This window comes from Bradyrhizobium sp. 149 (assembly GCF_023073915.1).
GTDB lineage: Bacteria > Pseudomonadota > Alphaproteobacteria > Rhizobiales > Xanthobacteraceae > Bradyrhizobium.
The window spans coordinates 639,540-652,265 of sequence record NZ_JADPKK010000023.1 but is presented as its reverse complement, the minus strand read 5'-3'; the positions used below and the strand labels follow the sequence as shown (position 1 = coordinate 652,265).

Sequence of the window (12,726 nt, the reverse complement as noted above, 5' to 3'; positions counted from 1 at the left end):
TTTACCCTCCCGCCCGCTCCATCGTATCCAAGCACCATGGCCAGAGCAGTAAAATCCAAAGCAAAGCCGCTTCCCGAGGTCGCCGACCTCACCAAGGCGCAGGCCAAGGTCGAGCACATGCGGCTCGCGCTGGAGATTGAGGGGCATAATGAGCGCTACTATCAGGACGACGCGCCCACCGTCACCGATGCCGAGTACGACGCGCTACGCCAGCGCTTCAACGCGATCGAGAAGCGCTTTCCGGAATTCGTCAGCGCGGACTCGCCGTCGCAGAAGGTCGGTGCTGCACCGTCAGGCCGCTTCAAGAAGGTGCGGCATTCCGTTCCCATGCTGTCGCTCGACAACGCCTTTGCGGAAGAGGATCTGCGCGACTTCGTTGGCCGCATCGTGCGCTTCCTGAAGCTCGACGACGACAAGATCGACTTCTCCGCCGAGCCGAAGATCGATGGCCTCTCGATGTCGCTGCGCTATGAGGGCGGCGAGCTCGTCACCGCGGCGACGCGCGGCGACGGCGCGGAGGGCGAGGACGTCACCGCTAACATCCGCACGCTCGAAGACGTGCCGCAGAAACTTAGGGGCCGCAACGTCCCCGATGTCTGCGAGGTGCGCGGCGAGGTCTATATGACCAAGAAAGCCTTCCTCGCGCTCAACGAGCGGCAGAAGGCCGAAGGCAGCACCATCTTCGCCAATCCGCGCAACTCGGCCGCGGGTTCGCTCCGGCAGAAGGATCCGACCATCACGGCCTCGCGCCCGCTCGGCTTCTTCGCCTATGCCTGGGGCGAGATGAGCGCGATGCCGGAGGGCACCCAGAGCGGCATGATCCACTGGTTCGAGCGGTGCGGCTTCAAGACCAACCCTCTGACCAGGCTCTGTCACTCCGTCGAGGAACTGCTCGCCTTCCATCATTCGATCGAGGAGCAGCGCGCAAAACTCGACTACGATATCGACGGCGTCGTCTACAAGGTCGACCGCATCGACTGGCAGGAACGGCTCGGCTTCGTCTCGCGCACGCCGCGCTGGGGCATCGCGCACAAATTCGCGGCCGAGCGCGCCATGACGGTGCTACGCGACATCGAAATCCAGGTCGGCCGCACCGGCTCGTTTACGCCGGTCGGCAAGCTCGAACCCGTCGGCGTGGGTGGCGTGATCGTGCAGAACGTCACGCTGCACAACGAGGACTATATCAGGGGCATCGGCAGCAAGGGCGAGGTGCTGCGCGAGGGCCGCGACATCAGGATCGGCGACACGGTCGTGATCCAGCGCGCCGGCGACGTCATCCCGCAGGTGGTCGATGTCGTCCTCGACAAGCGGCCGAAGGCTGCCAAGGAATTCGCGTTTCCGAAGAAGTGCCCGTGCCCGCTGCACACCGACGTGGTGCGCGGGGAGACCGCGGCAGGCGAGGAGGCTTCGCGCGCCCGCTGCACCGGCGAGTTCGCTTGCCCCTATCAGAAGATCGAGCATCTGAAGCTGTTCGTATCGCGGCGCGCCTTCGACATCGACGGTCTTGGCGAGAAGCAGCTCCAGTACTTCTTCGACGAGGGTTTTGTGAAGGAGCCAGCCGACATCTTCACGCTGGAAAAGCGCAATTCGAAGCTGAAGCTCGAGGACATCGAGGGTTACGGCGAAACCTCGGTGCGCAATCTGTTTGGCGCGATCGAGAGCCGTCGCAAAATTGCGCTGGAGCGCTTCATCTACGCGCTCGGCATGCGCCATGTCGGCGAGACCACGGCGCTGGCGCTGGCACGCGGCTACGGCTCCTGGGACGCCTTCCACGATGCCAGCCTCAAGGTCGCCAAGGGTGACGAGGAGGCGATGGCCGAGATGGATGCGCTCGACCAGATCGGCGAGACCGTGATCAAGAGCATCGCCGACTATTTCGGCGAGAGCCACAATCGCGGCATCGTCGAGCGGCTGACCAACGAAGTCGAGATCATCGATGCCGAGGAGCCGAAGAGCAACTCCGCCGTCGCCGGCAAGACCGTGGTGTTCACCGGCTCGCTGGAGAAGATGACGCGCGACGAGGCCAAAGCGACAGCGGAGCGTCTGGGCGCCAAGGTGTCCGGATCGGTGTCCAAGAAAACCGATCTCGTCGTTGCCGGACCCGGCGCGGGTTCGAAGCTCGCGGAAGCCAACAAGCATGGCGTCAAGGTGCTGACCGAGGACGAGTGGTTGCAGCTGATCGGGGAGTGAGATTCTCTCCTTCGTCATTGCGAGCGAAGCGAAGCAATCCAGAATCTTTCCGCGGGTCGCAGCCTGGATTGCTTCGCTTCGCTCGCAATGACGGGGAGAGGGTAACCCCCCTCACATTATCCCGCTCTCTTCCTCTTCCGCCCGCTCGATCAGCGTCTCGCTTACCACCACCTCGCGGCGGGGGACGACGAAGATCATCGTGCAGGCGCAGAGGAGCGAGATCGCCAGTACGGCGGAAGTGAGCGGCAGCGTGGTCGCGGAGTGGCCGCCGAGATAGGCGCCGAATTGCGACATCAGTGCGCCAATGCCCTGCTGGAGGAAGCCCATCGCACCTGACGCGGTGCCGGCGGCCTCTGGACGGATGCTGATCGCGCCGCCCGCCGAGTTCGCCATCACGAACGCATTGCCGGCCATCACGATCATCTGCGTGCCGAACAGCCATGCGGGCGCCTCGTTCCAGCCTGTTAAGCTCCAGAGCAGGTTCAACAGGCTGCCGCAAAGCTGGAGCGCGAGGCCGAACCAGATCAACTTCTCCAGCGAGTGCCGCGGCGCAAAGCGCACGCAGAGCAGATTGCCGACCAGATACGCAAATCCCGTCGTCGCGAACCACGCGCCGTATTCGGCGCTGGTCCTGCCCATCTGCGTCACCACGATATAGGGGCCGCCGCCGGCGAAGGTGAAGATGATCTGCGAGGCCAGCACCTGGCACATCACATAGCCGAGGAAGGCGCGGTTGCGGATCAGGATGCCGACATCGCCGCGAAAGCCGCTGCCGGCGGCGCGGCTGCGGCGCGTCTCTGGCAGCGCGACCGCGATGCCGACGGCGACAATGATCGCGGCGATGGTGATGGCGTAGAAGATCGCGCGCCAGCCGAATGCGGTCTCGATCAGGCCGCCGGTGAGCGGGGAGACCATCTGCCCGATCATCAGGGCCGCGATCACGAGGCTGATCATCGAGGCGACGCGATCACGCGCGTAGATGTCGCGGATGATGGCGCGGCTCACCACCATGCCGGCGGCACCGCCCAGCGCCTGGAAGAAGCGCGCGGCGATCAGCTGCGGCAGGGTTTCCGCGAAGATGCAGGCGACGCTGGCGACCACCATCAGCGCCAGTCCTCCGAGCAGCACTGGGCGCCGTCCGAAACGGTCCGACAGCGGGCCCATGATGAGTTGCGACAGCGCGATGCCGACCATGTAGAGCGACACCGTCATCTGTGCGACCGAGATGTCGCTGCCAAATGTCGTCGCCAGCACCGGCAGCGCCGGGACCAGCATGTAAAGCGAGATCGGCGCGATGCCGGTCATGACGACGAGCAGCAGCAACACCATGCGCGAGGTCGCGAGGTTCTTCGCCGCTTCCGGCGGCTTGCTGATCATGCCGTGCATGGAAAAGACACTACCCGGTTCGCGATTGCCGCGAGTACGGATGTTTCGGCATGCGGCTATGCACGATGCCGGCGTGGTCGCGAAGGGCAGCCTTGCGCAAATCGGGTAGGGCCATGCGGCTTTGGAACGGCGCGCTTACGCCTTCATCTCCGCCGTCGCCTGATCGAGCCAGGCCTTCGTCGTCTCGTCCAGCGCCGGCCGCACCTCGGCCCTGACGCGCGCGTGGTAGGCGTTGAGCCAGTCGAGCTCGTCCTTGCCCAGCATGCCGACATCGATCAGCCGGCGGTCGATCGGCGCCAAGGTCAGTGTCTCGAACGCGTTCATCGACTTTTCCGCGCCCTTGATGTCGGCTTCGACCACCAGTTCGAGGTTCTCGATGCGGATGCCGAAACCGTCGGACTTGTAGTAGCCGGGCTCGTTGGACAGGATCATGCCGCGCTTCAGCGGCGTCGTGCCGAGCTTCGATATCCGCGCCGGTCCTTCGTGCACCGAGAGATAGCTGCCGACGCCGTGGCCAGTGCCATGCTCGAAATCGATGCCGGCGGCCCAGAGATATTGCCGCGCGAGTGTGTCGAGCTGCGCGCCGGTGGCGCCATCGGGAAAGATCGCGCGGGCGATCGCGATGTGGCCGCGCAGCACACGCGTGAAGCGGTCGCGCATCTCGCCGGTGGGCTCGCCCACGGCCAGGGTGCGGGTCACGTCGGTGGTGCCGTCTTCATATTGTGCACCTGAATCGATCAGCAGCAGATCGCCCGGCACGATCCGCCGGTTGCTCTTGCGGGTGACGCGGTAGTGCACGATGGCGCCATTCGGGCCGGTGCCTGATATGGTCGGGAACGACACGTCCTTGAGCGCGCCGGTGTCGCGGCGGAACGTCTCCAGCGCCTCGACCGCGTCGATCTCGGTGAGCTTGCCGCTTGCCGCCTCGCGGTCGACGAAGGCGAGGAAGCGCGCCAGCGCCACCGCGTCGCGCCGGTGCGCCGTTTGCGTGCCCTTGATCTCGGTCGTGTTCTTGACCGCCTTGAGTAGCGCGACCGGATCGCTGCCGCGCACCGGCTTGCCGCCGGCGCCCGTGATCAGCCGGCTGAGGGCGTCGGCCGCGGTCGCGTTGTCGAGCGCGATCGATCCACCGCTCTTGGCGAGCGCCATCAGCGTGGGCGCCATCGCATCGGGCTCGCGCACGTCGGCGGACTGCTCGAGATGGTCGCGGGTCAAATTGGAAAGCTTGCGGTGATCGATGAAGATGGTGGGACGGCCGTCCTTCGGCACCAACGCATAGGACAGCGGCAGCGGCGTATGCGCGACGTCCGCGCCGCGGATGTTGAAGGTCCAGGCCACGGCATGGCTGTCGGACAGCACCAGCGCATCGACGCCGAGCTTGCCGATCTCGCTCCTGATCTGCGTCAGCTTCTCGGCTTCGGTCACGCCGGCATGTTGCATCCCGTGCACCGCGACCGGCGCAATCGGCGGCTGTGGCCGGTCCTGCCAGATCGCATCGACCGGATTGCTGTCGACGGCGACCAGCTCGGCACCGACCTTGGCGCAGGCGGTGGACAAACGCTCGGCTGCCGCAGAAGTGTGCAGCCACGGATCAAATCCGAGGCGGTCACCGGCCTTCAGGTGTGCCGACATCCAGCTTTCCGGCGGCGGGTCGATCAGGGATTCCACTGCCCAAGCTTTTGAATCGACCTGCTTGGCCGCCTGGATCGTGTAGCGGCCATCGACGAACAATGCGGCCCCATGGGTCAGCACCACCGCCAATCCCGCCGAGCCGGTAAAGCCGGTCAGCCAGGCCAGACGCTCTTCCGACGGCGGCACATACTCATTCTGCTGCTGATCGGCGCGTGGGATTACGAAGCCGGTCAGCTTGCGGCGGGCGAGTTCTTCACGGAGTGCGGCCAGCCGCGCCGTCAATGCGACGCCGGCCTCGGGCTCCTCGAAAGTCTGGAAGTGCGCTTCGAACATGGTGGATCACTTTATGATCATGCGGATCAGTCCGCAATGTAGACGCATTTGAGGTCGTATCTGGCACGGACTGTGCTTGAACAAGTTCCGTTCGAATTGAGTGGAGTACAGGATGCGGCAGTTGCGCTTCGTCCGGATAACAGGAAAATTCGAGCAAGTGGTTCATCTCAATGGCGAGGGGACACACGATGCCAGCGTTCACGTTTGAGAAGATTCCTCCGCCGGTGCGCCGCGCCCCGACTACGGCGACACCGAAGAAACCGCGCGGCCTCATCAGCCAGATGATCGACCGTTTCGCCGAACGCCGCGCGAGGCGCGCCTCGCGGGTCAAGCGCGCAATGCGCCGCGACAAGAAGGCGACGGAGTAGGACGGCGGCGAGTCTTAGGGTGGGCGAAGGCGCAAAGCGCTTTGCCCACGATGTCTCTCGATCACGATGAATTTGGCGGGCACGCTACGCTTTGCCCACCTTACGGGATATCACCCCATCTTTCGCAGCAACAGGCTGCTCCAGCCCTCGATCCGCAAGTGCTTCAGCGGCACGAGGCCGCGGGCGCGGTAGGCCGCGATCACGGCGGGGGCCTGGTGCGTCAACAGGCCGGATAGGATGACGCGCCCGCCAGGCGCGAGGTGCCCCGTCATCGAGCCCGCCAATTGCCGTAACGGATTGGCAAGGATGTTGGCCAGCACCAGATCGAACGGGCCGCATCTATCAAAATCAGCCGCAGCAAAGCCGATGGCGCAAATCGTTCGCACCTGGTGACCAACCTCATTCAAGGAGGCGTTCTCGGCTGCTACCCGTACCGAGGCCGGGTCGATGTCGGAGGCCAGCACCGCGCGATGGAGCGCCTTCGCCGCCGCTATCCCCAGCACGCCGGTCCCGGTGCCGAGGTCGAGCACGCGGCCGGGCCGGGCGCTTTTCAGGACATGGTCAAGCAGGAGTAAACAGCCGCGTGTGGTGCCGTGATGGCCGGTGCCGAAGGCGAGGGCCGCCTCGATCTCGATGGCGACCTTGTTTGGCGCCACGCGATCGCGGTCATGGCTGCCATGGACGACGAAGCGCCCGGCCGGCACCGGGACGAGATCTTCCAGGCTCGCCTTGACCCAGTCCCTGGCTTCGACGGTGTCGAAGGCGAGCGTGTCCGCGATCTCGTTTCCTGCTGAGATTGCAACGAGTTCGCGCAGCCACGCCCGGTCCGGCGCGACCGCGAAATGTAGCGCGACGTCCCATTGTCCGTTCGGCTGCTCGAAGGCGGCAACCGCCGCATCGCCCTCGAAAAACACCTCGTTAAGCACGTCGACTACGCGCTTCGCAGCGATCTCGCTGCCGATCGAAAAACTGGCGCGATGGGTGGGGGAAGGCTGCATCCGTACGATTCCGTCCGGTTCAATTTTTGGAGCTTTTGTTCCGATTCTTTGCATAACTTGCAATCACGCGGTTAACCCGACCGCAGGTTGTGCGCCGTAGATTTGCGGGTGTCGGGGGTCACCCAACACAGCTTGAAATGGAAAAGGAGGCGAGACTTGAAGCGCATGATTTTGAAGTTCTGGACTGACGATTCAGGTGCAACTGCGATCGAGTACGGCCTGATCGCAGCCGGTATCGCGCTGGCGATCATCACCGTGGTGAACGGCCTCGGCAGCACGATGAACGAGAAGTTCACTTCGATTAGCACCTCCTTGAAGTAATTTCCGCCTCCCATTTCCCGGCGGGGCCATTTCTCCATACAACTGCTTCGAACAGCGCCCGCCGGGGGAATTGCCCTGGCGGGCGAAGTCGTTTGGCGGACTGGCTTTCACAGGAATGCCCGCAGGTTACCCGCTCGTTTTCCGGACATTGTCCACGGACTTATCCCGTCGCTCATCCCCAGATTTTCCACCGACTTATACCCCGCTGGTATGGCGGGCCGCGACGGGCAACCAACCGCCCTTTCACAGCTTTGCCAACAGCCTGTCCACAGCCCATCCACAGGCCTATCCACGGCTACCGAACAGCGACCGATGATCCCTCAGGATCGCCTGCGCGGCGTTGTGGCCGGGGGCGCCGGTGACGCCGCCGCCGGGGTGGGCGCCGGAGCCGCAGTGATAGAGGCCCTTCAGGGGCCCGCGATAATCCGCGTGGCCCAGCATCGGCCGCGCCGAGAACAACTGGTTCAGCGTCAGCGCGCCATGGAAGATGTCGCCCCCCAACAGGCCGAACTGCCGTTCAAGATCGAGCGGTGACAGGATCTGGCGGCCGAGCACGCTCGTCGCAAAACCCGGCGCGTATTTGTCCACCGTCGCAATCATGAGGTCGGCCACCTCGTCGCGACGGTCGTCCCACGACTTTCCATCGGGAAGCTCCGGCGCGACATGCTGGCAGAACAGGCTCGCGACATGTTGTCCTGCGGGCGCCAGCGTGTCGTCGAGCGTCGATGGGATCAGCATTTCCACCACAGGCTCTCGGCTCCAGCCGTGCGCCCGGGCATCGAGAAAGGCGCGGTCCATGTAGCCCAGGCTCGGCGCCAGGATGATGCCGGAGGTGAGATGATCGCCGTCGCCTGGCAACGCCGTGAAGGAGGGTAGGCGGTCCAGCGCCACGTTCATGCGGAAGGTGCCGGAGCCGTTCTTCCAGTACCGGATGCGGTCGAGGAAATTTTGGGGAAGGGCATCGGCGGCAATCAGCCGCGTATAGAGCAGCTTTGGATTGACGTTGGCCGCGACATATTTAGCGCGGATGGCCGTGCCGTTTTCCAGCAGCACGCCGACCGCGCGGTCGCGCTCGACAATAACTTCGCGCACGCCCGCATCGGTGTCGATCACAACGCCGCGGTCGCGTGCGGCGCGCGCCATGGCTTGCGTGATCGCGCCCATGCCGCCGATGGCGTGACCCCAGACGCCTTTTTTGCCGTTCACCTCGCCGAAGGCGTGATGCAGCATCACATAGGCCGAGCCCGCGGCGTAAGGGCTGGCATAATTTCCGACGATGGCATCGAAGCCGAACAGCGCCTTGACCAGATCATGCTCGAAACGTTCGTCCAGCATCTCGCCGGCCGAACGGGTGAAGAGATCGAGCAGGCTGCGGCTCTGCTCCAGCGATAGTCCGCGCAGGATATTGGCGCTCTGGAATGCGTTCACCGCCTCGCGGATCGAGGCCGTTCCGAAGCCGTCGAGCAGGTTCGGCGGTGCACGCAGCACGAATTGCCTGAGCACGTCGGCGATATCTTCCAGCTCGCGCGAAAACCCGTCGAGCGCGTTTGCGTCATGCGTGCTCAGCCGTGCGACGGACGATTGCGTCCGCCCCTCGCCGGTGAGGAGATAGCGGCCGTCCGCCGCGGGCAGAAAATTCTGCGCGCGGCGTTCGACGACCCGCAGGCCCTGCTCCGCCAGCTTGAGGTCGCGGCTCACCTGCGGATTGAGCAGGCTCACGGTGTAGGCCGCGACCGAATTGCGGAAGCCCGGATGAAACTCCTCCGTGACCGCGGCCCCGCCGACCACCTTGCGGCGCTCGACCACGCGCACGCGCAACCCGGCCATCGCGAGATAGGCCGCGCAGGTGAGGCCGTTATGGCCAGCGCCGATGATGATGACGTCGGTTTCGATCATGATTCCTGCTGGTCTCATTCCGGGGCGCGCGCGAAACGCGAACCCGGAATCTCGAGGTTCCGGGTTCGATGCTTCGCATCGCCCCGGAACGGCCGTCTTATATCAGGCATTTCTCGCTGCAACATCACGAGACCCTTTATTGCCCGTTCAGGCGCCTTGTGCTCCATTGCGCCCGCCCGGCGCCCGCCGGGATGATGCCGGAGCTTCTATGGATTCGATCGTGCAACCCGCCGCCACGGAGCAGCCGTCCTCGTCACGCAACCGGCTGCTGCTGGTGGTCTACACCGCCGCGATCTTCGTCAGCGCACTCTTGCTGTTCTCGGTGCAACCGCTGTTCACGAAGATGGTGCTGCCGCGGCTCGGCGGCTCGCCGGCGGTGTGGTCGGTGGCAATGGTGTTCTTCCAGTCGCTGCTGCTGGCGGGCTACGCCTATGCGCATGTGTTGATGCAGGTGAGGAACCGCATCGTTCCGGTGGTGGTGCACCTCCTGCTGCTGATCGCGGCCTTCGCCACGCTGCCGCTCGGCATCGCCACGGCCTATGGCGATCCGCCTGGCTCGGGCTACGCGATCTGGCTGCTCGGCCTGTTCGTGATCTCGATCGGTCTGCCGTTCTTCGCGCTCGCCGCCAACAATCCGTTGCTGCAGGCCTGGTTCGTCCGCACCGGGCATCCTGCCGGACATGATCCATATTTTCTCTATGCGTCCTCCAACATCGGCAGCTTCCTCGCCCTGCTGTCCTATCCCTTCCTGCTGGAGCCGATCTTCACGCTGCACACGCAGAACCGGCTCTGGACCGGCGGCTACGGCCTTTTGATCCTCCTGATCGCTGCATGCGGCGTGCTGCTATTGCGCTCGCCGAAGCTGGCAATCGTCGATGCGCGAACCGAGGATTTGAATGCGCCGGCGCCCGGCTTCATGACGCGGCTGCGCTGGATCTTCCTCGCCGGCGTGCCGTCCGGCCTGCTCATTGCCGTCACCGCGCACATCTCCACCGACGTTGCGGCAGCGCCGCTGCTGTGGGTGCTGCCGCTGTCGCTGTACCTCTTGACCTGGGTGGTGGTGTTCCAGTCGCGGCCGCTGCTGCCGCACAAATGGATGCTGATGCTCCAGCCAGTCGCGATCGCGGGCATCGTCTTCCTGCTGGCCTACGGCGGCGAACAGAACCTGCTACTGACGCTCGGCGGTCATCAATTGTGCTTCTTCGTCATCGCCATGGCCTGCCACGGCGAATTGGCGCGGACCCGGCCGGCCGCCAAATATCTCACCGGATTTTACGTCGCGCTGTCGTTCGGCGGCATGGTCGGCGGCCTGTTCGCCGGGCTCGTTGCGCCCTTCACATTCTCATGGATCGCCGAATATCCGATCCTGGTCGCGCTTGCCGCGCTGTGCCGGCCGGCCGCGAACGAGCGGCTGGCGGGCATCGTCAAATGGTACTGGCTGGCGCTAGCCGCGCTCGCAATAGTGCTGGTTGCGCCGTCCACCACGACGGGCGGTCCGTCGACCTGGTTCGAAGATCACCGCGTCTGGGCGGCCGGCGGCGTCGGCGTGCTCGCCGCGCTGCTGGCGCTGGCGGTCAACGCCGGCCGCTGGAAGATATTCGCCACCGTCGCGCTCGCGCTGGCGTTGATCCGAGTTTATCCGGCGGACGAGGGCCGCGTCACCACGGTGCGCAGCTTCTTCGGCGTGCACAAGATCGTGGTGACGCCCGGCGGCTATTTCCATGTGCTGATGCACGGCACCACGATCCACGGCGCCGAGCGCTTCCTCAACAATGACGGCACGCCGGTCACCGGCCGGCCCGAACCGATCACCTACTATCACAAGGACGGCGGCATCGGTCAGGCCGTCACCGCCATCCGCGAGCGCAAGGGCGCGCCGCTGAAGGTCGCCGCAATCGGCGTCGGATCGGGCACGCTCGCCTGCGCCGCCGAGCCGGGCGAGAGCTGGACCTTCTTCGAGATCGATCAGTCCATGGTCGATGCGGCAAGCGATCCGAAGAACTTTCGTTACATATCGAGCTGCATGCCGGGCCTGAAGCCGGTGATCGGCGATGCCCGCCTCACCTTCGCGAAGGAGACGGACGGCGCCTATGATCTCATCATCGTCGACGCCTATTCGTCCGATGCGATCCCGATCCATCTTGCGACCGAAGAGGCGATGAAGATCTACAAGGACAAGCTCGCTCCGCACGGCGCCGTGGTGATGCACGTCTCCAACCGGCACCTCGATCTCGAGACCGTCGTGGTCGGCATCGCCGATGCCAACGATCTCAAGAGCTGGGTCTACAACGAGGATTCGGGGCGCGATGGTGACTACATCTTCTCGACCGACGTCGTCATCTCCGCCCGCGAGGATGCCGACGTCGGCAGGCTCGCATCGTCGAAAGTATGGGAGCAGACCGAGGCCGACGACAGGGTGCGGGTCTGGACCGACGATTACTCCAATATTTTGGGCGCGCTCTATCGGCGCCTACGGGACGGGGAGTAGGGGCCGCTTCTACGGCTCCACCGGTGTCCCCGGCGGCAATGCAATTTGCTTCTCGCCCGCCACCTGTCGTAGCAGGTCCGGCCTGTCCGAGATGACGCCGTCGACGCCGAGCTCGATCATACGCGCCATGTCCTCACGCTTGTTGACGGTCCAGACCACGACGCGCAGCCCAAGCGCGTGCGCCTCTGCGATCAGTGCCGCGGTCACATCGCCGAAATAGGGCGACCAGACCGTACCGCCCGCAGCCTTGATGGTTCGGGGCAGCGACCCGGCGTGATCGGCCGCGCTGAACCCCGCCATCCAGTTGGTCGCCTTATCCAGCGCCACCGTCTGGCCCGAGCCGCGTTGGAGCGTCAGGTACACCGTCGGCATCTTCGGGGTCCGCTGCTGGACCAGCTGCAGGGTTCGCCAGTCGAACGACTGGATCATGACGCGGTCGGAGAAATTTTCGACTTCGATCAGCCCGAGCAGCTTGGTGACGAAAGTTTGCGGATCGAGCGTCTCGTCCGGCTGGTTCGGATCGATCTTGGTCTCGATGTTGAAGCGCACCCGCGTATTGCTGGATTTGCGCACCAGCGCGAACAGCTCGCTCAGGCTCGGAATGCGTGTCCCGGGCACGGCGCGCTGGTCGGGGAATTGCCTCGCGTAAGGGCCGTCGGGTCGGATCTGGCCGACGTCGTAGGCCCTGACCTCGGCGAACTGCAGCTTCACGAACGGCGTGCCAGGCGGGGCGACATAGGCTCCATTCGCATCCCGCGCCAGATCGGGATTGAGCCCGCGCTCATGCGAGACGACGACCTCCCCGTCGGCGGTAATGCCGACGTCGAGCTCCAGCGTGTCCACGCCCATCGACAGCGCATTGGCGAAGGCCGGCAAGGTGTTTTCCGGCAGCAGCGCCCGCCCGCCGCGATGCGCCTCGAGGTCGAATCCCATGGCGTTTCCCGCAAACGAAACCAGGATCACAGTCAAGATCGTTACGATGCGTGAAAGCATGGCGGCACGCGGGCAAGAGGCAATGCTGGTAGTCGAGCACTTTGCCCGGCTTGCCGGCAACGTCACAAGGAGGAAGCCGCGACGGGACCCGAGATCCTCCAGGCAGTCGCCCGTGTCTTCG

Annotated in this window: 9 protein-coding genes; 4 read left to right on the top strand and 5 right to left on the bottom strand. The window is 64.7% G+C overall.

What is annotated here, in order from left to right; all coding sequences use genetic code 11:
• The first annotated feature begins 36 nt into the window (after window positions 1-36).
• Window positions 37-2,190 (top strand): NAD-dependent DNA ligase LigA, encoded by a 2,154-nt coding sequence (gene ligA / locus IVA88_RS30885; protein ID WP_247500962.1) that lies wholly within the window; start codon window positions 37-39, stop codon window positions 2,188-2,190.
• Window positions 2,191-2,301: 111 nt separating this feature from the next.
• Here ligA and IVA88_RS30880 read toward each other — a convergent pair whose 3' ends face one another.
• Window positions 2,302-3,576, bottom strand: a complete 1,275-nt coding sequence (locus IVA88_RS30880; protein ID WP_247500961.1) for a multidrug effflux MFS transporter — start codon at window positions 3,574-3,576, stop codon at window positions 2,302-2,304.
• Between the two features lie 135 nt (window positions 3,577-3,711).
• Window positions 3,712-5,541 carry an aminopeptidase P family protein gene (locus tag IVA88_RS30875; protein ID WP_247500960.1) on the bottom strand — a complete coding sequence of 610 codons (1,830 nt, stop codon included), beginning with the start codon at window positions 5,539-5,541 and terminating at the stop codon, window positions 3,712-3,714.
• Between the two features lie 188 nt (window positions 5,542-5,729).
• Here IVA88_RS30875 and IVA88_RS30870 point away from each other — a divergent pair, with 188 nt between their 5' ends.
• The gene (locus tag IVA88_RS30870; protein ID WP_247500959.1) at window positions 5,730-5,909 is read left to right on the top strand and encodes a hypothetical protein; all 180 of its coding nucleotides are present in this window, start codon (window positions 5,730-5,732) and stop codon (window positions 5,907-5,909) included.
• 110 nt (window positions 5,910-6,019) lie between these two features.
• On the opposite strand, the gene IVA88_RS30865 is transcribed toward IVA88_RS30870, so the two are convergent.
• Window positions 6,020-6,907, bottom strand: coding sequence for a 50S ribosomal protein L11 methyltransferase (locus IVA88_RS30865; RefSeq protein WP_247500958.1), 888 nt, complete (start codon window positions 6,905-6,907; stop codon window positions 6,020-6,022).
• A gap of 156 nt (window positions 6,908-7,063) precedes the next feature.
• Here IVA88_RS30865 and IVA88_RS30860 point away from each other — a divergent pair, with 156 nt between their 5' ends.
• Window positions 7,064-7,228 carry a Flp family type IVb pilin gene (locus tag IVA88_RS30860; RefSeq protein ID WP_211397330.1) on the top strand — a complete coding sequence of 55 codons (165 nt, stop codon included), beginning with the start codon at window positions 7,064-7,066 and terminating at the stop codon, window positions 7,226-7,228.
• A gap of 285 nt (window positions 7,229-7,513) precedes the next feature.
• On the opposite strand, the gene IVA88_RS30855 is transcribed toward IVA88_RS30860, so the two are convergent.
• Window positions 7,514-9,124 carry an NAD(P)/FAD-dependent oxidoreductase gene (locus tag IVA88_RS30855; RefSeq protein ID WP_247500957.1) on the bottom strand — a complete coding sequence of 537 codons (1,611 nt, stop codon included), beginning with the start codon at window positions 9,122-9,124 and terminating at the stop codon, window positions 7,514-7,516.
• A gap of 208 nt (window positions 9,125-9,332) precedes the next feature.
• Here IVA88_RS30855 and IVA88_RS30850 point away from each other — a divergent pair, with 208 nt between their 5' ends.
• Window positions 9,333-11,612 carry a fused MFS/spermidine synthase gene (locus IVA88_RS30850; RefSeq protein ID WP_247500956.1) on the top strand — a complete coding sequence of 760 codons (2,280 nt, stop codon included), beginning with the start codon at window positions 9,333-9,335 and terminating at the stop codon, window positions 11,610-11,612.
• Window positions 11,613-11,621: 9 nt separating this feature from the next.
• On the opposite strand, the gene IVA88_RS30845 is transcribed toward IVA88_RS30850, so the two are convergent.
• Complete coding sequence (locus IVA88_RS30845) at window positions 11,622-12,545, bottom strand: glycerophosphodiester phosphodiesterase (RefSeq protein ID WP_247500955.1); 924 nt, start codon at window positions 12,543-12,545, stop codon at window positions 11,622-11,624.
• Between the last annotated feature and the right edge of the window lie 181 nt (window positions 12,546-12,726).

What these genes read in the sequence shown, in the direction of transcription:
- ligA (WP_247500962.1), top strand. Translation starts at nt 37, where the DNA reads ATGGCCAGAGCAGTAAAATCCAAAGCAAAGCCGCTTCCCGAGGTCGCC.
- IVA88_RS30880 (WP_247500961.1), bottom strand. Translation starts at nt 3,576, where the DNA reads ATGCACGGCATGATCAGCAAGCCGCCGGAAGCGGCGAAGAACCTCGCG.
- IVA88_RS30875 (WP_247500960.1), bottom strand. Translation starts at nt 5,541, where the DNA reads ATGTTCGAAGCGCACTTCCAGACTTTCGAGGAGCCCGAGGCCGGCGTC.
- IVA88_RS30870 (WP_247500959.1), top strand. Translation starts at nt 5,730, where the DNA reads ATGCCAGCGTTCACGTTTGAGAAGATTCCTCCGCCGGTGCGCCGCGCC.
- IVA88_RS30865 (WP_247500958.1), bottom strand. Translation starts at nt 6,907, where the DNA reads ATGCAGCCTTCCCCCACCCATCGCGCCAGTTTTTCGATCGGCAGCGAG.
- IVA88_RS30855 (WP_247500957.1), bottom strand. Translation starts at nt 9,124, where the DNA reads ATGATCGAAACCGACGTCATCATCATCGGCGCTGGCCATAACGGCCTC.
- IVA88_RS30850 (WP_247500956.1), top strand. Translation starts at nt 9,333, where the DNA reads ATGGATTCGATCGTGCAACCCGCCGCCACGGAGCAGCCGTCCTCGTCA.
- IVA88_RS30845 (WP_247500955.1), bottom strand. Translation starts at nt 12,545, where the DNA reads ATGGGATTCGACCTCGAGGCGCATCGCGGCGGGCGGGCGCTGCTGCCG.